At 36.9% G+C, this 21,513-nt stretch carries 24 protein-coding genes; all 24 read right to left on the bottom strand.

From position 1 onward, the window contains the following. Nucleotides 1-6: 6 nt before the first annotated feature. Complete coding sequence (locus tag AB1284_RS05905; RefSeq protein ID WP_429750923.1) at nt 7-597, bottom strand: DUF1405 domain-containing protein; 591 nt, start codon at nt 595-597, stop codon at nt 7-9. Between the two features lie 141 nt (nt 598-738). Further along, nucleotides 739-1,506, bottom strand: coding sequence for a c-type cytochrome (locus AB1284_RS05900; protein ID WP_429750925.1), 768 nt, complete (start codon nt 1,504-1,506; stop codon nt 739-741). A 48-nt stretch (nt 1,507-1,554) separates the two neighbouring features. Then, nucleotides 1,555-2,229, bottom strand: coding sequence for a menaquinol-cytochrome c reductase cytochrome b subunit (gene qcrB, locus AB1284_RS05895; RefSeq protein ID WP_377881256.1), 675 nt, complete (start codon nt 2,227-2,229; stop codon nt 1,555-1,557). Continuing rightward, complete coding sequence (qcrA, locus tag AB1284_RS05890) at nt 2,230-2,742, bottom strand: menaquinol-cytochrome c reductase iron-sulfur subunit (protein WP_429750927.1); 513 nt, start codon at nt 2,740-2,742, stop codon at nt 2,230-2,232. Between the two features lie 140 nt (nt 2,743-2,882). After that, entirely contained in the window at nt 2,883-3,338 is a 456-nt protein-coding gene (locus tag AB1284_RS05885; RefSeq protein WP_429750929.1) for a YpiF family protein, read from the bottom strand. 236 nt (nt 3,339-3,574) lie between these two features. Next, nucleotides 3,575-4,111, bottom strand: a complete 537-nt coding sequence (locus tag AB1284_RS05880; protein ID WP_429750931.1) for a ReoY family proteolytic degradation factor — start codon at nt 4,109-4,111, stop codon at nt 3,575-3,577. Nucleotides 4,112-4,182: 71 nt separating this feature from the next. Then, nucleotides 4,183-5,445, bottom strand: coding sequence for a tetratricopeptide repeat protein (locus AB1284_RS05875; RefSeq protein ID WP_429750933.1), 1,263 nt, complete (start codon nt 5,443-5,445; stop codon nt 4,183-4,185). Between the two features lie 110 nt (nt 5,446-5,555). Next, nucleotides 5,556-6,845, bottom strand: a complete 1,290-nt coding sequence (aroA, locus tag AB1284_RS05870; RefSeq protein ID WP_429754343.1) for a 3-phosphoshikimate 1-carboxyvinyltransferase — start codon at nt 6,843-6,845, stop codon at nt 5,556-5,558. Between the two features lie 205 nt (nt 6,846-7,050). Then, complete coding sequence (gene hisC / locus AB1284_RS05865; protein WP_429750934.1) at nt 7,051-8,163, bottom strand: histidinol-phosphate transaminase; 1,113 nt, start codon at nt 8,161-8,163, stop codon at nt 7,051-7,053. Nucleotides 8,164-8,177: 14 nt separating this feature from the next. Continuing rightward, nucleotides 8,178-8,540, bottom strand: a complete 363-nt coding sequence (aroH, locus tag AB1284_RS05860) for a chorismate mutase (protein WP_429750936.1) — start codon at nt 8,538-8,540, stop codon at nt 8,178-8,180. Beyond that, the gene (gene aroB, locus AB1284_RS05855) at nt 8,537-9,628 is read right to left on the bottom strand and encodes a 3-dehydroquinate synthase (protein ID WP_429750938.1); all 1,092 of its coding nucleotides are present in this window, start codon (nt 9,626-9,628) and stop codon (nt 8,537-8,539) included. The genes aroH and aroB overlap by 4 nt, the downstream gene beginning before the upstream one ends. Then, entirely contained in the window at nt 9,628-10,800 is a 1,173-nt protein-coding gene (gene aroC / locus AB1284_RS05850; protein ID WP_429750940.1) for a chorismate synthase, read from the bottom strand. The genes aroB and aroC overlap by 1 nt, the downstream gene beginning before the upstream one ends. A 353-nt stretch (nt 10,801-11,153) precedes the next feature. After that, nucleotides 11,154-11,600 (bottom strand): nucleoside-diphosphate kinase, encoded by a 447-nt coding sequence (gene ndk, locus AB1284_RS05845; RefSeq protein WP_230574018.1) that lies wholly within the window; start codon nt 11,598-11,600, stop codon nt 11,154-11,156. 123 nt (nt 11,601-11,723) lie between these two features. Beyond that, nucleotides 11,724-12,686 (bottom strand): heptaprenyl diphosphate synthase component II, encoded by a 963-nt coding sequence (gene hepT, locus AB1284_RS05840; protein WP_429750942.1) that lies wholly within the window; start codon nt 12,684-12,686, stop codon nt 11,724-11,726. A gap of 188 nt (nt 12,687-12,874) precedes the next feature. Next, on the bottom strand, nt 12,875-13,582 hold the full coding sequence (locus AB1284_RS05835) for a demethylmenaquinone methyltransferase (protein ID WP_429750943.1): 708 nt from the start codon (nt 13,580-13,582) through the stop codon (nt 12,875-12,877). 37 nt (nt 13,583-13,619) lie between these two features. Beyond that, nucleotides 13,620-14,363, bottom strand: coding sequence for a heptaprenyl diphosphate synthase component 1 (locus AB1284_RS05830; protein WP_429750945.1), 744 nt, complete (start codon nt 14,361-14,363; stop codon nt 13,620-13,622). Between the two features lie 217 nt (nt 14,364-14,580). Beyond that, nucleotides 14,581-15,150 (bottom strand): GTP cyclohydrolase I FolE, encoded by a 570-nt coding sequence (gene folE, locus AB1284_RS05825; RefSeq protein WP_429750946.1) that lies wholly within the window; start codon nt 15,148-15,150, stop codon nt 14,581-14,583. 122 nt (nt 15,151-15,272) lie between these two features. Beyond that, nucleotides 15,273-15,545, bottom strand: coding sequence for an HU family DNA-binding protein (locus tag AB1284_RS05820; RefSeq protein ID WP_001043860.1), 273 nt, complete (start codon nt 15,543-15,545; stop codon nt 15,273-15,275). Between the two features lie 287 nt (nt 15,546-15,832). Continuing rightward, nucleotides 15,833-17,311, bottom strand: a complete 1,479-nt coding sequence (gene spoIVA, locus AB1284_RS05815) for a stage IV sporulation protein A (protein ID WP_429750947.1) — start codon at nt 17,309-17,311, stop codon at nt 15,833-15,835. A gap of 191 nt (nt 17,312-17,502) precedes the next feature. Further along, complete coding sequence (locus tag AB1284_RS05810) at nt 17,503-18,213, bottom strand: hypothetical protein (RefSeq protein WP_429750949.1); 711 nt, start codon at nt 18,211-18,213, stop codon at nt 17,503-17,505. A gap of 21 nt (nt 18,214-18,234) precedes the next feature. Next, a complete protein-coding gene (locus AB1284_RS05805) occupies nt 18,235-18,438 on the bottom strand; it encodes a DUF2768 domain-containing protein (protein WP_429750950.1) in 204 nt (67 codons plus the stop codon). Nucleotides 18,439-18,714: 276 nt separating this feature from the next. Continuing rightward, nucleotides 18,715-18,966: a stage VI sporulation protein F gene (locus tag AB1284_RS05800; protein WP_336483023.1), complete on the bottom strand. Its 252-nt coding sequence runs from the start codon at nt 18,964-18,966 to the stop codon at nt 18,715-18,717. 117 nt (nt 18,967-19,083) lie between these two features. After that, on the bottom strand, nt 19,084-20,106 hold the full coding sequence (locus AB1284_RS05795; protein WP_429750952.1) for an NAD(P)H-dependent glycerol-3-phosphate dehydrogenase: 1,023 nt from the start codon (nt 20,104-20,106) through the stop codon (nt 19,084-19,086). Nucleotides 20,107-20,124: 18 nt separating this feature from the next. Next, a complete protein-coding gene (gene der / locus AB1284_RS05790; protein WP_429750953.1) occupies nt 20,125-21,435 on the bottom strand; it encodes a ribosome biogenesis GTPase Der in 1,311 nt (436 codons plus the stop codon). Nucleotides 21,436-21,513: the final 78 nt, after the last annotated feature.

The raw sequence follows: 21,513 nt of genomic DNA, 5'->3' as shown, positions 1-21,513 counted from the left end.
TTTTATTTATAAAGAAAACTTTAGTCTTTTCTCTCTTAGACAAAAATAATATGTAATAGCTATAACAACCATACTAAGCCAAAATGTGAAATAACCAATTTGTCGATCATACATAAACATAACACTATATTTCGGCATTTGACCAAACAAATAATCAATAATATCATTATGCAGTGTCCAAATAATTGCAATGATAAAATGCCAATATTTCATTCTATAAAATGGTGCGTATAAAAGTCCTTGGACAGCCATTGCAAGATGAAAAACAATAAGTATATACCCTTCTATTCCAATGTATCCGGTCACAATAAGAGTTAATACATTCACCACAACAGCCCAAATCCCATATTTGACTAACGTTACAACTGCTAACGCTTCCATTAGACCCCAATTTTTCTTTTGTAAAAATGCAATTAATACAAAAACAAAAAACAAGCTCGCTGTCGGACTATCTGGAACAAACGGCAAAAAAATGATAGGGGTTTCATTTAATTGATTTCCATACCAAATATAACCATAAATTGTCCCTAGAATATTAATAATGAGCAATAACCATAGAAAAGAGCGTTGTTTTAATAACAAATAGATAAATACCAAAATGTAACTACCTCAACTTTCTCAAAATAAACACCATTTCCCATAAGTCAGCATGATAAGGCAATGGAGTTACATTATTATTATAGCAAATTCTCTTCTAAAAAAATAAAAACCGACTGCAAAATTGCAGTCGGCACTCATTTACTTTTTATTATATTTCTCGATAAATTCTGTTACCTTCTTCAACTCTTCATCTGTGCCCTTAAAGACACCTTTTGGCATTGCACCTTTTCCCTCTTTTGCGATTTTTGCAATCTCCTCCGGTTTTAACGTCAAGTTTTGCAGTGATGGTGCAGCTGCTCCCCCTTGTAAGTTATCACCGTGACATGTTAAACATGTATTTTTTTGCATAATTTTATAGCCGTCATCATTTTTATCAACTTGTACCGTTTTTACAATCGCACCTTGTCTTTTCGCAGCTGCCCAGTCATGTGTTGCGACCGATTGCCACGTTAAGAAAACGATAGATGCTAATGCTAAAAGCATAAATCCTGTTGCAACCGGGCGTTTAAATGGACGACGTTCCAGTCCTCGATCAAGAAACGGGGCAAGTAATAACGAGCCAAATGCGATACCTGGCATAATAAATGCACCAATGACAGTATATGGACCGGATGCATAAGAATACTTTAACAATTGATACAGAAATAAGAAGTACCAGTCTGGAAGTGGGATATACCCTGTATCGGTAGGATCTGCAATTCTTTCAAGCGGTGATGGATGTGCTACTGTCAAACAAAGATAACCAATTAAAAAGACTGCACCAACCATCCACTCTTTTAATAAAAAGTTTGGCCAAAATGCCTCTGTTTTCCCTGGATATTCAGAATAATCTTTCGGAATATTCGGTTTTCTAACAGCAGGTACTCGCGAATCTCCGACAAACTTCATCCCTTTGCCGCGATGCATAGTCTCCCTCCTTTAATTATGTTTTTTTCCTTATAAACTAATAAAATCTTATAGCGGACCGGAAATACCTTGTTTGCGAATCATGATGAAGTGAACTGCCATTAATCCGAGAAGTGCGGCTGGCAAGAAGAATACGTGAATAGCAAAGAAGCGAGTTAATGTTTGAGCACCGACAATTTCGGAGTGGCCGGCAAGCAATGTTTTTACATAAGAGCCAATAAGCGGTGTTTGCTCTGCGATTTGAAGCCCTACTTTTGTTGCAAATAATGCCTTCATATCCCATGGTAATAAATACCCTGTAAAACCTAATCCTAACATAACAAAGAAGATAAGTACCCCAACAATCCAGTTTAATTCACGAGGCTTTTTATACGCACCTTGGAAGAAAACTCGAAGTGTATGTAAAAACATCATAACGATAACAAGACTTGCGCCCCAGTGATGCATACCGCGAACAATTTGTCCATATGCCACTTCATTTTGTAAATAGTAGACAGATTCCCACGCATTTTTAATATCTGGTACATAGTACATTGTTAAAAACATTCCTGATAAAATTTGGATAACCGTAACAAAAAACGTAAGTCCTCCAAAACAGTAAACAAAAGCTGAAAAATGATGCGCTGGATTTACATGTTCCGGCACTTCATGATCCGCAATGTCACGCCATAAAGGGGTAATATCTAGCCGTTCATCTACCCAATCGTAAATTTTATTTAACATCTATTTCGCCCCCCCTCTTGGCTTCGCTTTACCTAAATAAAGCGTTCCATCTTTCACCTGTGATTGATACACATCAAGCGGAGCAAGAGGTGGTGTTCCTTTTATATTTATACCATCTTTTGTATAACGCCCTCCGTGGCACGGACAGTAGAATTGATTTGGATGTGACTTGTCCGAATTCCAGTTCACCGTACACCCTAAATGTTTACAAATTGGAGAAAATGCTACAATGTCTCCGCTTTCATCTTTGTGAATCCAAGCTGACTTTGGTTCTTCTGATTTATACCAACCGTCAACTTGTTTTACTTTAAAGTCGAAGCGCTTCGGTTCAGACGTAATATCCTTTACCTGTGCAACTGCAACCATCTCGCCCCCTGCTTCTTTCCTTAAAACTGGATCAAGCGCAAAGCGCGTCATTGGCATTAAAATACCTGCTGCCATAAATCCTCCTACACCTGTAAGAGTGTAGTTTAAAAACTGTCTTCTTGACACCCTGTGTTCTTTCTCACTCACGAAAATTTCCCCCCTCTATCAGAAATTGTCCCCCGTGAAAAACTAATATAAAAGATAAAAACTAGGACACTATCATGATATAATACCCTACTACATTGGTCAATATCATACTACTCACAATTATCTAAACTATTAATTTATTATTTATTTTCCCACTTTTCAGTAAATATTTCCATAATTTTTTTTATTTGCGCATGAATTAGTTCCCTTTTTGTTTGATCACTAAGCTGCTCTAACGGCAGTGCTTGTAAACAAAATAGCGGTTCTGTTAATTCATGCTCCATTTCTTTCCAAGAAAAATCACTCGTAATCAGCGCAATATGCTGCAAACCTTTATCTTTCAGGTAATTCGTCCATTCTTGCAAACGCTGCTTTTCACTTACACATCCTTCTACATACGTAAATGCTGGTAATAAAAATACTCTCCCTTTATACTCCCTCTCTAACTCTCTCGTTAAAACAGAAATAAATTCTCCTTCTACGGCTGTTTCCTTCATCCCCTTTTCAAAGGAAATTGAAAGAAGCGGTATAATTCCCGTATCAATATATTCTCTTGCCTGTTCGTATTCTACTACATCTGCCACAGCCCACTTCACACTTAATAGCCCCCTTTTTTCCCCTTACTCCCACTCTAACGGCCAGTATAATCCTATTGAGAAAACAAGCAATAATTACCCATAAGAGCCTGAGCGGTTCAACTAATCATACAGAAAGTTCACTCTATTTCTATTAAACCATACAGATAAAGGTAAAAAAAGAAAAACCATCTATAAAAGACGGTTTTTCTTTTTAATAGTCTAAAAATTTTCAAAATTTCTTTTCACAGAGAAGTTTATAAGCGTTTTAACTCATCTGTGAATTTGCGGAATGCTTCTTCATCATGAGTATCAAGCGCTTCGTCAATTAATTTCAAAAGTCGTTCTTTCCGAAACGAATATACGCTTTCTTCTAAAAATCGCTCTGCTAATAAACGATCTTTTTCATTTACTTCGATATTCTTCGGTAAATATGGATTTTCTTCTAGTACTGCCACATAATTCGCATTTTGGAAAGATGATTTAAAGTTGAGCTGAATATAAATATCTTCATCTCTGTTTAAGCGAATATCATGAAATGATTTTTCCGCATCAGTCGTCATTACATTTTGTTTATAAAAATGAAACGGTAAATCTTTCACGCAATTTGCTGACATTACCAACCCACGCGGACAATATTTCGCATGCTCCACAAAATGTACCTTATCCATTAATTGATCGTGACTCATTAAATAATTTAAAATCCAAACACATTCTCGCTGTTTCAGTTGATAATTATTTAAAAACCATTTTACAAAATCTTTCTTTTCATTCACAGAAACAGGGGTATTCATAGCGCTTAATCCCTCCTCTGTCCTTCTTTTTCTTTTTACATTCAAGAAGCAGCATTCAGTTTCCTTCCAACTTATGAAAAATCCTCTAAATTATATAATAATTCTTCTATATGAGTTTGTGTCGGATCTAGCTGCAATAAACGTGTAAATACTTCTTTCGCCTCTTTTCGCAATCCTTCTTCTAACAAGAAGTAACCGTACTCCTCCAAGAAATCTGGATGATTCTTAAAAGAAGTATATGCACTTTGGTAATGTTTTAATGCATCCGAATACAATTCTAATTGTTTTTTTGCATGTGCAATATCCCAAAGTAATTGCGTGTCCGTTTCCCCGTTATCGATGGCTTTTTCTACAACAGCAATCACCTCTTCATACCTTTCTTCTTCCTTTAAGATGTATGAATACTTTAATGTAGCCCCTAAATGCGAAGGATCAATCGCTAATGCTTTCTTAAGTGCATCTTCCGCTTCATATCTTTTCCCTAGCTTCGCTGCAACGTTAGCAAACTCTACATAAAATGGTATCGATAATTCGTCAATTTTTATTCCTTCTTGAAGTGTTTCATAACTTTCTTGAAGCATTCCTTCTTTTTCGTAACATTTCGCCAAATATATATATAAAGATGCATATTCTGGATCTAACTCTTTTAATTCTTCCCATACACTAATTGCTCTTTGATACTGTTCTCCTTGATACAAAGTAAATGCAAATCCAAATAAAGAATGAATATCCTTCTGCTCCTCTAAACCTTCCTCGTAATAAGAAATTGCTTCAGCCGATTGTCCAAGTGCACTTAAATTCTCAGCCAATCGAAGCGGAACAACAACCCCCCCCATTACTTTATGTTCTGGGAGTAATGATTCATAATATGGAATTGCTTTACTATCTTCTCCTTTACTGCTATACAATTCCCCAAGTCCAAAAGCAATTACCGGCTCATCTGGCATCATCGCTTTCGCTTTTAATAATTTTTGTTCTGCTACTTCATCAAAACCTTGCATTTGATATAAATCAGACGCAAGGAGGAGAGATTGAACATATAATTCATCATTCTCTTGAATACCGTGAAGGACTTCAATTGCTTCATCTTCTTTGTCTAAATCAATATATAACTCTGCTAAAAATAGCGTGAATTCACTCTCTTCCGGATATAGCAAACGTAAATCTTCTACTATTTCTAGCGCTTGATCTACAAACCCTAGTGTATAGTAATAACGTGCAATATCATACTTTTCTTCATCCGTACCTTGTTTTACTTGCTCTGCTAATAGTTGTAATCCTTTCTCTACTTCACCGTTTTCAATATATGTAACAGCTTGTTCAAACTTTTGCATAACTTTCTCCTTTATATAAATACTTATGTAAATTCCATAATAAACAACTGTCTCTATGTAAGCAACAGTGTGAAGAAGAAAAGAACCTTCTCAAAAAGAAAAGATTCTTTTTAGTTTTGCAGCATATGTAACTGTTCAAAGAAGTTCGGATATGACACAGCTACTGCCTCGCTATTTTCAATTATAACTTTTCCGTCTGCTATACACGATGCAATGCCTAGCATCATACCGATACGATGATCACCGTGGCTATTTACTACGTTTCCATGTAATTGCGTTTTACCATGCACAATCATACCATCTTCTGTTGCTTCAATATGCGCTCCTAGTTTTTTTAATTCATTTACAACTGTATCAATACGATTCGTTTCTTTTACTTTTAATTCTTCCGCATCTTTAATCACAGTTGTCCCTTCTGCTTGGGTTGCTAACAGTGCCAAAATTGGAATTTCATCAATTAATTTAGGAATAAGCGCACCGCTAACTTCTATTCCTCTTAATTGTGAGGTTTCAATTGTAATATCACCGCATGGCTCAAACTCTTCATTACGAATATTATCTATTGACAAATTCGCCCCCATTTGTGATAACACATCAAGAATTCCAGTTCTTGTCGGATTTAACCCAACGTTTTTTAATACAACTTTACTATTTGGTACAATTGCACCTGCAACTAAGAAAAAGGCAGCTGAAGAGATATCTCCTGGCACCTCAATATTCGCCGCAGAAAGCTTTTGTCCACCTTCTAATGAGACAGTTAATCCATCAACAGTAACATCGCAACCAAATGTACGTAACATACGCTCTGTATGATCACGAGATTGTAATGGTTCTGTCACAGCTGTCACGCCTTCTCCTTGTAGCCCTGCAAGTAAAACAGCTGATTTCACCTGTGCACTTGCCACGGGTGAACGATAATGTATGCCTTTTATATTTCCTCCTCGAATAGAAAGAGGCGTATATTGTCCATCTTCTCTTCCATCAATTTTAGCGCCCATTTGACGAAGGGGTTCTGTAACACGTTTCATCGGACGCTTTCCAATTGAAGAATCTCCGATAACTGTACAATGAAACGATGCATTTGCTAGTATACCAAGCATCAACCGAATTGTCGTTCCTGAATTTCCAACATCTAATACTTCTGTCGGTTCTACTAGTCTTTGTAACCCTTTTCCATATACAGTGACATCGTTACCATTTTGCTCAATCTTAATTCCTAACTTTTGAAAGCACGCAATCGTACTTAAACAATCTTCACCCTGAAGAAAATTTGTAATCTTCGTTGTTCCTTCTGCAATTGCCCCAAACATAACAGCGCGATGCGAAATGGATTTATCCCCAGGAACAAAAATCGTTCCATTTAATCCGTTCCTAAGCTTTGTTAATCGTTTCACCTCTATCACCTCTATTAATGTTCACATATGTATTCTTTTTTTATCTTAATGCTTTTGGGCAGGAAGAGCCCGATTGGTGAGAGCTTTCCATCTGTGTGGGATGAAGAATCCTCCACACAGATGGAAGGTTCACTTTATTGTACTTCTTTCCTTCTTCTTTACGCAAATAGAATGAAAAAAACGACTCCTAATAATGGAGCCGTTTCTTTTCTTATGAGTATGTCTCTTCTTTTTCCAAATTCTCTTTTACAAGTTCAGTAAGAACTGCAATAATCTCTGCATTCTCTTCTTTCGTTCCAACCGTAATACGAATACCATTTGGTAAACCAAGCGGGCCACCAGAACGAACGATATATCCTTTTTGTAGTAATCTTTCAAATACTTCATCCCCTGGGAGATCAAGTTCTAAAAAGATAAAATTCGCCTGTGATGGATAATAAAACACTTGATACTTCTCACAAAAATCGTAATATTGCTGTAATCCTTTATTATTCACTTTCACACACTCTTGCAAAAACGCTTGATCTTCTATCGCGGCTTGCGCAACTACCTGTGCAATTGATGACGTATTAAATGGTAATCTTGCTACCTCTAACGAACGCATTAAGTTTTCATTTCCGATTGCATAACCAATACGAAATGATGCTAATCCGTATGCTTTTGAAAACGTACGTAACACCATAAGGTTTTCATACTTCTCTAGAAGCGGTACTGTTTGCGGATAATCTTCAGCCCCAGCATACTCATAATATGCTTCATCCATAATAACAAGTGCTGTTTTCGGAACCGCTTCTAAGAATGAACGTAACCGTTCCATTGAAACGTACGTTCCCGTCGGATTATTAGGGTTACAAATCCATATGATACGTGTATGCTCATCAACTTGCGCAAGCATTGCCTCTAAATCATGTGTCCCCTCTTTTAAAGGCACTTCACGTACTTCAGCTTTTTCAATTACTGCATGATGACGGTATTGTGAAAATGTCGGCTTTGCCATGACAACATTTGTTCCTTCTTGTAACAGAGCACGACTAATCATTTGAATCACTTCATCTAAGCCGCTGCCAAATAAAATTTGTTCTCTTTTTACATGAAGATGATCTGCTAGTTTTTCACGAAGAGCATACGCTGCACCGTCTGGATAGAGCGCATATTGTCCATCTAATGATACCAAAGCTTCAGAAACACGTTTTGAACATCCGAATGGATTTTCATTTGATGCTAGTTTCACAATTTTAGATAACCCATATTGTCTCTTTACTTCTTCAATATTTCTCCCAGGCACATACGCTTTTAACGACAATAATTGCTCTTTTACCTTCATTCAAATTCCCCCTATCATTTTTGTAAATCGGGCCTTAGCTGCACCGCTTTCTCTAAATAGACATGGTAAATTTCATGCTGTTGTTTATTTGTCATAACCGTCATCATAACGCGAATACATTTCTCAAGAGCATTTGGAACTTCTATTTCTTGCATGCACATGACCGGTACATAGGACCAATCCTCAATACGTCTTAATGCAGCTGCTGGAAAACATGCATTTATATCTGTTGTTGTGGAAATTAATACAGATACAATATCAGCAGGAGAAACCCCATTAGTACTTGCCATTTCTTTCACTAAACGCTCGGTTGCAGTCAATATTTCCTCTATTTCATTGCAATCGACTGTAGTTGCGCCGCGAATTGCGCGAATCAAATAGACTCCTCCTCTCTTTGAAATGCTTCTAAAGCGGTTCGGACGGTCTCATCTGAAATAGATACGACATCCACTACCCCAATTTCCTGCATAAGGACCATACGAATTGTTCCACCATTCGCTTTTTTATCTTGTTTCATCAATTGAACGAGGCGATTCACATCAAGTTTACTTGGCATGCTCGGATAGCCATATGCAGTAAACCACCGTTTGATTTCCTTGTATTGAAGATCTTTTTCATATATTTGTTCACTTAAAAAGATGGCAAATAACATGCCGATTGCAACACCATCACCATGTGTGATGTTTCCATATCCCATCTCTTTTTCTAGAGCATGTCCAAGTGTATGTCCAAAATTTAAGTAAGCGCGAACACCTTTTTCAGTTTCATCCTCTGCAACAATTTTTGCTTTTACTGGAATCGCACGCTGCAGTGTATAAATTAACTTATCATCTCTTAAATCAGTTAATGTTTTCACTTCTTCGCGCAGCCAATGATATAATTCTACATCTCCGATAAACGAATGTTTAATTACTTCTGCAAAACCAGAGCGCCATTCTTTTTCTGGAAGAGAATTTAAAAACGGAGTATGGTAAATCACAGCTTCTGGCTGATGAAATGCACCAATCATATTTTTCCCAAGCGGATGATTGATTGCAACCTTACCTCCAACTGCACTATCATGCGCAAGTAACGTTGTTGGTACCTGTACAAATCGAATACCTCTCATAAACGTCGCCGCAACAAATCCCGCTAAATCTCCAATCATTCCGCCGCCAAGTGCAATAATAAGCGAATGACGATCTAGACCTTTTTCAAGCGCAAACGTTTGAACCGCATAGTAATTTTCAAACGATTTTTCTTTTTCACCGCTCGGAATCACAAATGAAAACACATCTTTTTCTAATTGCAAAATATTTTTCACTTCATCTAGATGGAATGAAGCTACCGTTTCATCAGAAATCAGTAGAATACTTGAAACAGCTGGTTTCATATTTTCTATAATCTTTGATAATTGTAACAATGCGTGATTTCCAACATACACATTATATTGTTTGGAACCTGTTTGAATCTGTATTGTCTTCATCAAAATTCCCTCACATATTCGTTATGTTTCTCAATATTTTCACGAATTAAATCAATGCGATCCATCCCGAATTGTTCAATCACAGCTGCAGCCAGCTCCCAAGCTACAACAGCTTCCGCTACAACACTTGCTGCCGGTACAGCACAGCTATCAGAACGCTCAATACTTGCTTGAAACGCTTCTTTCGTATCAATATCAATACTTTGCAGCGGTTTATATAAAGTTGGAATTGGTTTCATGACTCCGCGAACAACAACTGGCATACCTGTCGTCATACCGCCCTCTAATCCACCTGCATTGTTTGTACGTCTCGTATATCCATTATCTTTATCCCATAAAATCTCGTCATGGACAAGACTTCCCGGCTTATGAGCTGCCTCAAAACCAATCCCAATCTCCACACCTTTAAATGCATTAATACTCATGATTGCAGCTGCAAGTTTTGCATCTAATTTACGATCATAATGCACATAACTTCCAACACCAACTGGCATACCTTCTACAACAACTTCGACGATCCCTCCGATAGAATCTCCGTTTGTTTTTGCATCATCAATTGCTTGCATCATTTTCTGCGATGCTTCTTCATCTAGACAACGAACAGGAGATGCCTCTGTAATCGTTTGTAACTCTTCAATAGAGTCATACGACTGCTTCTCCGCTTTCACTCCTCCAATTTCAATTACATGCCCTGCTACTTTTATACCCAGTTCTTCTAAAATGCGCTTTGCAACAGCTCCAGCAGCTACACGAACCGTCGTTTCTCTAGCTGAAGAACGCTCTAATACGTTGCGCATATCACGATGACCATATTTAATCGCACCATTTAAATCTGCATGTCCTGGACGAGGTCGTGTAATTTGTCGTTTCATCTCTTTTGATTCTTCTTCTGTTAACGGCTCTGCTCCCATAATTTTTGTCCAATGTGTAAAATCACGATTTTCGACAACGAGCGTAATCGGAGCACCAATTGTATATCCATGACGAACACCACTTAAAATTTGAACTTGATCTTTTTCAATTTGCATGCGGCGTCCGCGACCATGCCCTTTTTGTCTTCTTGCTAACTCTGTATTAATATCATCCGCTACTAAAGATAAACCTGCCGGAATCCCCTCTAATATTGTTGTTAGTTGTGGTCCGTGAGATTCACCAGCTGTTATATATCGCATCGGTTACTCCCCTTTATTTCAGTATTTATGTAACACTATATCATAACCTCTATTGATTCGTAACTAAATAAGTACAAATTGAAAAAACGACATAAAAAACCGTTTTTTTAGGTGGATGAGAGCATTTGACCACGTATAGAACCGGTCAGTCCCTTTTCCTGCCACTTGCAATACGAAAACAAAGAAAACAAGTGCAGATCACTTTTTATTCTGCATAGCAATGACTTATGTATTAAAAAATCAAACTGGATTTACATAAATACGAAACAAAAAAAGCGCAAGAAGGAATGTAACCATCCTTTCTTGCGCTTTCCCACTATATTTTAAAGCGTTTACAAATTATTTCGAAATAATTAGTAAATCCACTCATTCATTGATCTAGAATACTCAACTAGCTCTTCTTTGTTAAAGAAAATACCAATTTCACGCTCTGCACTTTCAAGAGAATCTGAGCCATGAATAATGTTTTTCGCAACAGTTACTCCAAAGTCACCGCGAATTGTACCAGGTGCAGCTTCATTTGGTCTTGTTTTGCCCATCATGTTACGAGCTGTCTCAACAACACCTTCACCTTGCCATACCATTGCAAAAACAGGTCCAGATGTGATGAAATCTACTAATTCACCGAAGAAAGGTCTCTCTTTATGTTCAGCATAATGTTGTCCAGCAATCTCTGGTGTTACTTGCATAAGCTTAGCACCAACTAGTTGAAAGCCCTTTCTTTCAAATCTAGCAACAATCTCCCCAATGACTGCACGCTGTACACCATCTGGTTTTACCATTAAAAATGTTTTTTCCATAATAAATCTCTCCACTTCCTATTTATGTATGTAATTGTACATCCCCAAACACATAGTATCACCGTTATCAAAATTGTGCAACAGTTTTGAAATGGAGAGATTATTATTTTCTTCGAAAAACATTTAAAATTTACGTTTCCCTATATATTTTGCAACATTTTGCAATGCCAATTTCGCCTGACCACGAGGCAACGGCTTAATAACTTCTAATGCTTTATGTAAATATCTTTCACTAAATGCAAAAGCTTGATCAATTGCATTACTATTTTTGACCGCTTCAATAATTTCTTTCATTTCATCTGTAGGCGTATTTTCATTAACTCGAACAATTCTCTCGCGAAGTTTAGGATCTTCCATCGCATATAAAGCAGGAAGTGTAATATTACCTTGCAATAAATCTCCGCCCGCCGGTTTTCCAAGCTTTTCTTCTGTCGACACAAAATCTAATATATCATCAATAATTTGATAAGACATGCCAACAAAATAACCATACCAAAATAAACGATTCACTGTATCACGGCATGCACCAGATGCAATCGCTCCTAATTGGCAACTCGCGGCAATTAAAAGCGCTGTTTTTCGTTTAATACGACGTAAATACGTTCGTAAATTTTGTCCAAAGTCATACTTATCTTTAATTTGCTCAATTTCTCCTTTACACACTTCAAGAATCGTATGCGATAATGCTTTATGTACCTCTGGACTTTCTAAATTTGTAATGCACTCTAGAGACTTTGCAAATAAATAATCACCTGTATACATTGCAATGCGATCGCCCCAGTTTGCATTTACAGTCGCACTCCCTCTTCTTAAAAGAGCGGCATCAATTACATCGTCGTGCACAAGAGAAGCCATATGAATAAGCTCTAATGCAACCGCAACATGTTTAATTACATCAAGTTTATAATTTCCAAATTTCCCCGCAAGCAGAACGAAAACAGGTCGGATTCGTTTTCCACCGGCCTCAATCAGTTGCAACGCAGCTTCTTCAAGCAGTTGTTGCTCAGAAGCAACAACCACTTTTAACTCTTTCTCAATTTTATCAATATCCGATCGTAAAAAAGAATACATAAGTTGTAACTTCATATCGTTCACCTTAACCTAAAACTTCTTTTCTTTTTTTATCCCGCTTTAACGGGAAGTAAAACTCCCACCTCAAGGATTGTGAGGAAACAAAAAATAAAGATAGACGGGAGAGAACCGCCCATTAGAGCCCGATTGGTGATACCTTTCCATCGACAGGAAATAAAGTTCCTACTGATGATAATTTCACTTTACTTCGGCTTATAACCTAGGTGCATTGCTGCAACTCCAAAAGTAAACGACTTTACTCTTACTTGTTCAAGTCCAGCTTCTTCAAACATACGAGCCAATTCTTTCATTCCTGGAAATGTGCTTGCTGATTCTTGTAACCACGAATATTCTTTATAACTTTTAGCAAATAACTTTCCGAATAAAGGCATAATGTATTTAAAATATAAAAGATAACCTTGTCGAATTCCAATCATTGTCGGCTGCGATGTTTCTAAGCAAATAACCTTCCCACCCGGTTTTACAACACGAGTCATCTCTTTTAATACCTGCATATAATCTGGCACATTTCGGAGTCCAAATCCAATTGTGACATAATCAAACATGTCATCCTCAAAGGGTAATTCCATTGCATTACCATGAATTAATTCTACTTGATCCAATTGTAAAGCTTCCACTTTCTCTTTTCCAACCGAAAGCATATTTTTACTAAAATCTAATCCATATACTTTTCCATTGGAACCGACCGCATCAGCAAGCGCAATCGTCCAGTCAGCCGTTCCACAACATACATCAAGCGCTGTACTGCCAGGTTGAACGTCCATAATTTGCATCGTTTCTTTGCGCCATGTTTTATGTCTTTGAAAGCTAATAACTGAATTCATTACATCGTATCTATTGTATATCTTCTCAAATACGTCATGTACTCTTTCTTCTTTTGATTGTTGCATGCTTTTACCCTTCTTCCAACTGTAAAATTCAAAATACTCAAGTCGCCTCTTTCAATGTGGAAAAAAATGTTTCAATTCCTGTATCATCTTGCATCAAAATATCAATTTGACTTCGTATATTTTTTATCGATTCGTTGTATACGTTTTCCACTTTCGTTTTATCGTCAGAAGATAAAATCTTTTGAAACATCGTAAATACTGGCGACGATTCTTTCTTCAAGAATATTTGATACTCAGTTTGCAAACGAGCGATTGCCAACATATTGTTAATTGTTGACTTTACATGTGTCACTTGAAAATGATCACATGTTTTTTGTAAAAGAGCCGATTCAATCATCCCTACACTACTTAACATTTCTTCCATCGTTTCATATGTTTGCTGATATAACATAATTTTATGTTCATTAATCTGTTTAATACCTTCTGCCAACGCACGAATGAGTGTAATATCATGATTCATTGAAAGTAAATAATAGTATAGTCCGCTGTAATAATCCCCTGCTAATACTGTTAGTTGGCGCCGCTTATGAAACCCATCCGTCTCCTCTTTATTTGATACTTTCTCATGTGTATCTAAAGCAATTTGCACAAGCATAATGGTTACTACGTAATGTTCAATTTGCTCTCTATGTATGTTTGCACTTTTTAAAATGGAATATAAGAACGCTAATTTTTTTTCATCAATAACTGGTTCTTCAATATATTTTATAAAATAAGGATGGCGTAGTTTCTTATATAGCTGCTCCTTTATATCCGTAAACCCTCCGTAGATGTTACCCACAAAAATCACCCTTGTTTTCTAATTCATAAAATCTATTATAACACATTCATTCATTTTTCTATAAAGAAAACTTGACGAAACGAAACAAAGTAAAAATTGATCTTTATTTCCCCTTATTCTGGCTGTTAAATTGACATAAAGTGTAACTTCCATCAGTGGGGGTCTTATTTCCCGTTCATGCGGGATAAAAAAAGAAAAGCAGTCTCCTGCTTTCCTACTAATTCGTCTTAATAAAAGATAGAATCTCCGCACGTGCTGGTGCGTCTGTTTCTAACACACCACGCACTGCAGTTGTTACAGTTTTCGCACCAGGTTTTTTCACACCGCGCATTGTCATGCACATATGCTCTGCTTCTACAACAACCATTACACCATGCGGCTCTAACACTTCCATAATAGAATCTGCTACTGTTGATGTAATTCGTTCTTGTAATTGCGGTCGACGTGCAACTGTATCTACTGTACGTGCCAATTTACTTAACCCTGTTACTTTTCCACCACGTGGAATATATGCAACATGTGCAACGCCATAAAACGGAACAAGATGATGCTCACACATAGAAAAGAACGGAATGTCTTTTACCAATACAAGCTCTTCATGCTCTTCACCAAACACTTTATATAAATGTTCTTTTGGATCCTCATGCATACCAGAAAATACTTCTGCATACATCTTCGCAACACGTTTTGGTGTATCTAATACTCCCTCACGATTTGGGTCGTCCCCAATTGCTTCTAAAATAAGACGTACTGCATGTTCGATTTGCTCTAAGTTTACATTTGCCATCCGCTAGCCCTCCCGAATAAAACCTAAAAATACTACGAACACATTCTAGCATATATATGTTTTTAAAAGCAAAAAGAAGAGTTTCCAATAAGGAAACTCTTCTTCCCCAAAATATGTAAGGATTATTTAACCGCATCTTTTAGCGCTTTACCAGGTTTGAATGCAGGTACTTTGCTTGCCGCGATTTCAATCTCCTCACCAGTTTGTGGGTTGCGTCCTTTACGAGCCGCACGCTCACGAACTTCGAAGTTACCAAATCCGATAAGTTGTACTTTATCACCTTGCTTTAAAGCTTCTAAGATGGAATCAAAAACAGCGTCAACTGCTTTTGTTGCGTCCTTTTTAGAAAGGGAACTTGCTTCTGCAACAGCATTGATTAAATCTGTCTTGTTCATGCCATTCACCTCCTCCCAAAGATACGACTGTATAATGATCATAAAATGAGTCTTACCTTCATTTGTAGGCAATTTTTACAAATTCTATACTACAATGATGTAGATAAATCATTATCTAGGCCTATATTATACGATTCTCCTTTATAATTCAATATTTTTAAAGAAAATGTTGCCATGAAAATGCGAAAAACTGATGAAACTTGACAATCACCTATAAAGTATTAGATAATGACATTTTATTTTTCAAAGAAAAGCAAAAAAAGACTCCCAAATAAGGAGTCTTTCGATTATAAAATAATTGCTATTAAACCGCCTGATCCTTCATTTATAATTCGTTCTAACGTTTCTTTTAATTTATAACGAGCATTTTCTGGCATTAATGATAATTTTGCCTGAATCCCTTCTCGAACGATAGAGCTAAGTGATCGTCCAAAAATATCCGAATTCCAAATAGAAAGTGGGTCATCTTCGAAATCTTGCATTAAATAGCGAACAAGCTCTTCACTTTGTTTTTCTGTTCCAATAATTGGTTCAAATGTTGATTCCACATCAACTTTAATCATATGAATAGATGGAGCAACAGCTTTTAATTTCACCCCAAATCGCGATCCATGTCGAATAATTTCTGGTTCATCTAAACTCATATCTGCTAGTGCCGGTGCTGCAACACCGTATCCTGTTTGTTTTACCATTTTTAGCGCATCTGCAACTTGATCATATTCTGTTTTCGCGTGAGCAAAGTCAAGCATTAATTTTAACAAATGATCTCTACCACGAATTTCAACGCCTACCACTTCTTTTAAAATTTGATCATACAATTCATCTGGTGCATATAAATCTATCTCAGCAACACCTTGCCCCATATCAATTCCCGCAAGACTTGCCCGATCAATAAATTCATATTGACTAAATTGCCATACAACGCGGTCAACATCACGAAGACGCTTAATATCTTTTACGGTTTCTTGGACAGCCTCTTGATAGCTTTGGCGAAGCCAGTGGTTATCATTTAATACCATTACCCAACTTGGAAGATTTACATTTACTTCTAAAACAGGGAATTCATATAATGCCTCGCGCAGCACATTGTATACATCACCTTCTCTTAACCCTTCTACGCTCATTGCTAACACTGGAATATCATATTCTTCTACTAAACTTTGACGAAGTTGTTCTGTATCAGGATGATATGGCTGTACTGTATTAATAATCATAATGAAAGGTTTTCCAACTTCTTTTAACTCATTTACAACCCGCGCCTCCGCTTCAATGTAGTCGCGGCGCGGGATTTCTCCAATTGTTCCATCGGTTGTAATAACTACACCGATTGTAGAATGTTCTTGAATTACTTTCCGTGTCCCAATTTCCGCTGCTTCATGAAATGGAATTGGTTCTTCATACCACGGTGTATTAATCATACGTGGTCCATTTTCGTCTTCATATCCCTTCGCTCCTGGGACAGTATAGCCTACACAATCTACTAAGCGGATATTCACATCAAGTCCGTCATCAACATGGATAGAAACCGCTTGGTTTGGAACAAACTTGGGCTCTGTGGTCATAATTGTGCGCCCTGCCGCACTTTGCGGCAGTTCATCTTGTGCACGCTGACGATCCGAATCGTTTTCAATGTTAGGAATAACAACTAGCTCCATAAATTTCTTAATAAAAGTGGATTTTCCTGTTCGAACAGCTCCTACAACCCCTAGATAAATATCACCGCCTGTACGCTCAGCGATATCTTTAAAAATATCAACCTTTTCCAAGTGATTCCCTCCCTCAACATTTTTGGGAATAAATCATGATTATTCTTGTAGTTTGGACTGTACAGCATATGATTTTGTCCCAATTTCATATCACTATTTAAAAAGAACTTTTTGTATGCGATGCGAATGTTTCAAGAAGTAAAAAACCCTTCTTCTAGAACTTATTCGTTAGAAGAAAGGTTCATGACTTATCACTTAAAAAAAATTGGTTCTTTGTTCTTTACTGTATACGGCAAAGAATACACAGGGACAAATGGGGTATGTTTCACAAACAACTGGCGAATATCTTCTCCTTCTTTCACTTCATCACCATATTTTTGTAACATGTCGTATAAATCAATACGATAATCAATATACACCTCACCTTTCTCATCAATAACAAAAGGTAAGTTTTTACCGGAATACGGACTTTCCACTTGGGGAATTTCTTTATATCCCATTTTTTTATAGTCAAGCTCATACACACCATCTGTAATTACTTTTTTAAACGGTGGATATTGATGCTCATCACGATAGATTTGTAGTTTCAACTTTAGATCTCGAATTTGTTCAGCCATTCGAACATCAATTAATTTCACAGTTGGATTTGTTTCTACATCAACTAATACATACTGATAAATACCTCCGCTTTCAAAAGCATTCCCAGGTGGTTCTTGCATAAACCTAGGGGTAATCTTTTGAAAATCAATCGGGTATTTTTGATAGATTGGTGTATTCATATCGCGTGTTTTAATAGGCAATATATGATCATTTTGTTCTCTATATGTATTAACTGCTGTTTGCACTGCTTGTAATTGATCTTCATATGGTACTATATTTTGTTGTACCTTTTCTTTCGGATATAGACACCCAGATAACATACTAGTACAACATAATACGAAAATCATTAGTATTTTCTTCATCAAAAATCCGTCCTTTAGTTTCTATTGTTCAATTGGCCCGCTAAATACAACAAGAAAAATAATAAGCCCAGAAATAATCATACATGTATATGCAAATAAAGCTGTAAACCCTTTCAAAAACGAATTCTTTATTTTATGACGACTTAACAATATGAACATAACGGCAATAAACATAAGAGCCATTGCCCCCAAAGAAAACCACATCTTTATAAGTCCAACAGACATATATACACTCCTTTATTTTAATATGTTTTTCTACTATTTTAACAAATTATAACTTTTTAAAAAATATAAATAATTAATTTATTTAATTTAAACTGAAAACAAAACGAAACTCTCCTACTGAAAGGCCGGCAGTATGCCATTCACATATGATGAAACCATTAAAAAACCGAAGCACGAGACTTCTCCGCTTCGGCTGACCAAATATTCCCACAAACAGCTCATATTCATTCCTTCATCATATCGTATGCAATATATATAACAATGGTTTCTCGTACTTTATTTTTTAAACATTTTACTTAATGAGCTAAAATCGGTTGGCATGTTATTATTAATAATCGCATTTACAATTTGATCTTCTTTCTCTTTTGATACATCTCTTCCTGCCATTGCGGCAACTTGATGAATTAACTGACGTAATACTTGCTCATCTCGTAAATTTGCATTTTGGACAGAAGAAGCTAATTTAAAAATATCATCTTTTTTTACTTTCGATTCCTTTTCAATATTGTTGAATAAATTATTATCCACTTTATTCACCCTCTCTTGTAATCTACACTTCATGGTATGCAGAAAACAAAGAATGGTGAAAAGACCCAAAATAAGAAAAAGCTGCACAAGTGTATTTTTACACTTGTGCAGCTTTTCTTACAACAAATCTGGAATTTCTTCTACTTCGTGTTTGCGCACACGCCCCATCAGCGTTCCAACAGCATCTTTTACATTTTTCCCATTAAATAATACATCATATAAGGTAGCTGTAATCGGCATGTCTACATTCATTTTCTTTGCCATCTCATGTGCTGCTTTCGTTGTCCGCACACCTTCAACAACCATTCCCATATTATCTAACACTTCGTCTAACGAGCAACCTTTACCAAGCAGGTTACCAGCACGCCAATTTCGGCTATGGACACTCGTACACGTTACAATTAAATCTCCCATACCTGTCAAGCCAGCAAACGTTAAAGGTTTCCCACCCATTTTATGACCTAAACGAGCAATTTCCGTTAAACCACGCGTCATAAGTGCCGCCTTTGCATTATCACCTAAACCAAGTCCATCAGTGATACCAGCAGCAAGGGCAATAATATTTTTTAACGCTCCGCCAAGCTCAACCCCAACAATATCTGGGTTTGTATATACACGGAAATAACTATTCATAAATAAGTCCTGAACTTCTTCTGCTGCTTCCATACGCTTTGCAGCTGATGTAACTGTTGTGGCTTGGCGTAATCCAACTTCTTCTGCATGACTTGGTCCCGATAAGACAACAACATCTCGAATAAGATGTGCCGGAATTTCTTCTTCAATCACTTCCGAAATACGTTTTGAAGTTCCTGGTTCAATTCCTTTACTCGCATGAATCCATGTAATTGGCTGCGAAACAATTTCTTTCATATCTTTCAATACTTCTCTATATGCTTTTGTAGGTACAACGAGAAGTACTGTATCCACCCCTGCTAATGCTTCTTCTAAAGAAGAGTAAGCAACAATACTGGCTGGCAGTGTAATCCCCGGAAGATAACGACTATTTTCATGTTTTTCATTAATTTCATTCATGAGTTCTACTCGGTTTCCCCAAAGACGTACATCATGGCCGTTGTCAGCTAATACCATTGCTAACGCCGTTCCCCAGCTACCTGCTCCTACTACTGTGATTTTTTTCATAAAATCACATCCTCTCCATTAATCTCGTGCTCTTGCAATAATTTTAATCGGTGTTCCTACGAAGCCAAATGCATCACGCAGACGATTTTTCAAGAAGCGCTCATATGAGAAGTGCAGTAACTCTGGATCATTTACGAATACAACAAATGTCGGTGGTTTCACCGCGACTTGTGTTGCATAGAAAATTTTCAAACGTTGTCCATTATGTGTTGGTGTTGGATTCATTGCAACAGCATCCATAATCACGTCGTTTAATACGTTTGTTTGTACACGAATACTATGACTTGCATTTACCTCATTAATAACCGGAAGCAATGTATGTGTACGTTTTCTCGTTTTTGCAGATAAAAATACAATTGGTGCATAATCTAAAAATTGGAAGTGAGCACGAATATTCTCTTCGAATTCCTTCATCGTTTTCTCATCTTTTTCAACCGCATCCCATTTATTTACAACGATAATTACAGCACGACCTGAATCATGCGCATATCCAGCGATTTTTTTATCTTGTTCAATAATTCCTTCTTCACCATCTAAAACAACTAAAACAACGTCAGAGCGTTCAATTGCTCGAAGCGCGCGAAGTACACTATATTTTTCAGTACTTTCATATACTTTTCCTTTTTTACGCATTCCAGCAGTATCAATGATAACGTAATCTTGTCCATCTTTACTGTACGGAGTATCAACTGCATCACGTGTTGTGCCAGCTACATTACTAACGATTACACGCTCTTGACCAAGCAATGCATTAACCATTGACGATTTTCCAACATTCGGACGACCAATTAAACAGAATTTAATTGTTTCATCATCGTATGCGTCTTCTTCAATTTGCGGGAAATGTTTTGCTGCTTCATCTAATAAATCACCTAATCCTAAACCGTGTGTACCAGATATTGGGAATGGCTCTCCAAATCCTAACGCATAAAAATCATAAATATCGCTGCGCATCTCTGGATTATCTATTTTGTTGACAGCTAATACAACCGGCTTTTTAGAACGATATAAAATCTTTGCAACCTCTTCATCCGCTGCTGTTACACCGTCGCGACCATTCGTCATAAAAATGATAACATCTGCTTCATCAATCGCAACTTCTGCTTGTTGACGAATTTGTGTCAAAAACGGCTCGTCCCCAATATCAATTCCACCTGTATCAATAATGTTAAACTCATGATTTAACCATTCTCCTGCACTATAAATACGATCTCGTGTTACACCAGGAATATCTTCTACAATTGATACTCTTTCTCCAACAATTCTATTAAAAATAGTTGATTTTCCAACGTTTGGGCGTCCTACTATTGCCACTACCGGTTTTGGCATATACTTTCATCCTTTCTATTTGCTTCTGTTATTATGTAAAAAACCCTTCTTTGTGCAAGAAGGGATTTGCATTCCAGA

Origin of the sequence: Bacillus sp. S2(2024) (genome assembly GCF_050474045.1) — a bacterium.
GTDB lineage: Bacteria > Bacillota > Bacilli > Bacillales > Bacillaceae_G > Bacillus_A > Bacillus_A yunxiaonensis.
This window is presented reverse-complemented; position numbering and strand designations above follow the sequence as displayed.

Bases quoted from the DNA above. Each gene is read 5' to 3' on its own strand.
- AB1284_RS05900 (WP_429750925.1), bottom strand. From the start codon at position 1,506: ATGCATCGCGGCAAAGGGATGAAGTTTGTCGGAGATTCGCGAGTACCT.
- qcrB (WP_377881256.1), bottom strand. From the start codon at position 2,229: ATGTTAAATAAAATTTACGATTGGGTAGATGAACGGCTAGATATTACC.
- AB1284_RS05880 (WP_429750931.1), bottom strand. From the start codon at position 4,111: ATGAATACCCCTGTTTCTGTGAATGAAAAGAAAGATTTTGTAAAATGG.
- AB1284_RS05875 (WP_429750933.1), bottom strand. From the start codon at position 5,445: ATGCAAAAGTTTGAACAAGCTGTTACATATATTGAAAACGGTGAAGTA.
- hisC (WP_429750934.1), bottom strand. From the start codon at position 8,163: ATGAAGGTAAAAGAGCAATTATTGTCGTTAAAAGCGTATGTGCCTGGG.
- aroB (WP_429750938.1), bottom strand. From the start codon at position 9,628: ATGAAGACAATACAGATTCAAACAGGTTCCAAACAATATAATGTGTAT.
- aroC (WP_429750940.1), bottom strand. From the start codon at position 10,800: ATGCGATATATAACAGCTGGTGAATCTCACGGACCACAACTAACAACA.
- ndk (WP_230574018.1), bottom strand. From the start codon at position 11,600: ATGGAAAAAACATTTTTAATGGTAAAACCAGATGGTGTACAGCGTGCA.
- hepT (WP_429750942.1), bottom strand. From the start codon at position 12,686: ATGAAGTTACAACTTATGTATTCTTTTTTACGATCGGATATTGATAAA.
- AB1284_RS05835 (WP_429750943.1), bottom strand. From the start codon at position 13,582: ATGCAACAATCAAAAGAAGAAAGAGTACATGACGTATTTGAGAAGATA.
- folE (WP_429750946.1), bottom strand. From the start codon at position 15,150: ATGGCAAATGTAAACTTAGAGCAAATCGAACATGCAGTACGTCTTATT.
- AB1284_RS05820 (WP_001043860.1), bottom strand. From the start codon at position 15,545: ATGAACAAGACAGATTTAATCAATGCTGTTGCAGAAGCAAGTTCCCTT.
- AB1284_RS05810 (WP_429750949.1), bottom strand. From the start codon at position 18,213: ATGAAGAAAATACTAATGATTTTCGTATTATGTTGTACTAGTATGTTA.
- AB1284_RS05805 (WP_429750950.1), bottom strand. From the start codon at position 18,438: ATGTCTGTTGGACTTATAAAGATGTGGTTTTCTTTGGGGGCAATGGCT.
- AB1284_RS05795 (WP_429750952.1), bottom strand. From the start codon at position 20,106: ATGAAAAAAATCACAGTAGTAGGAGCAGGTAGCTGGGGAACGGCGTTA.
- der (WP_429750953.1), bottom strand. From the start codon at position 21,435: ATGCCAAAACCGGTAGTGGCAATAGTAGGACGCCCAAACGTTGGAAAA.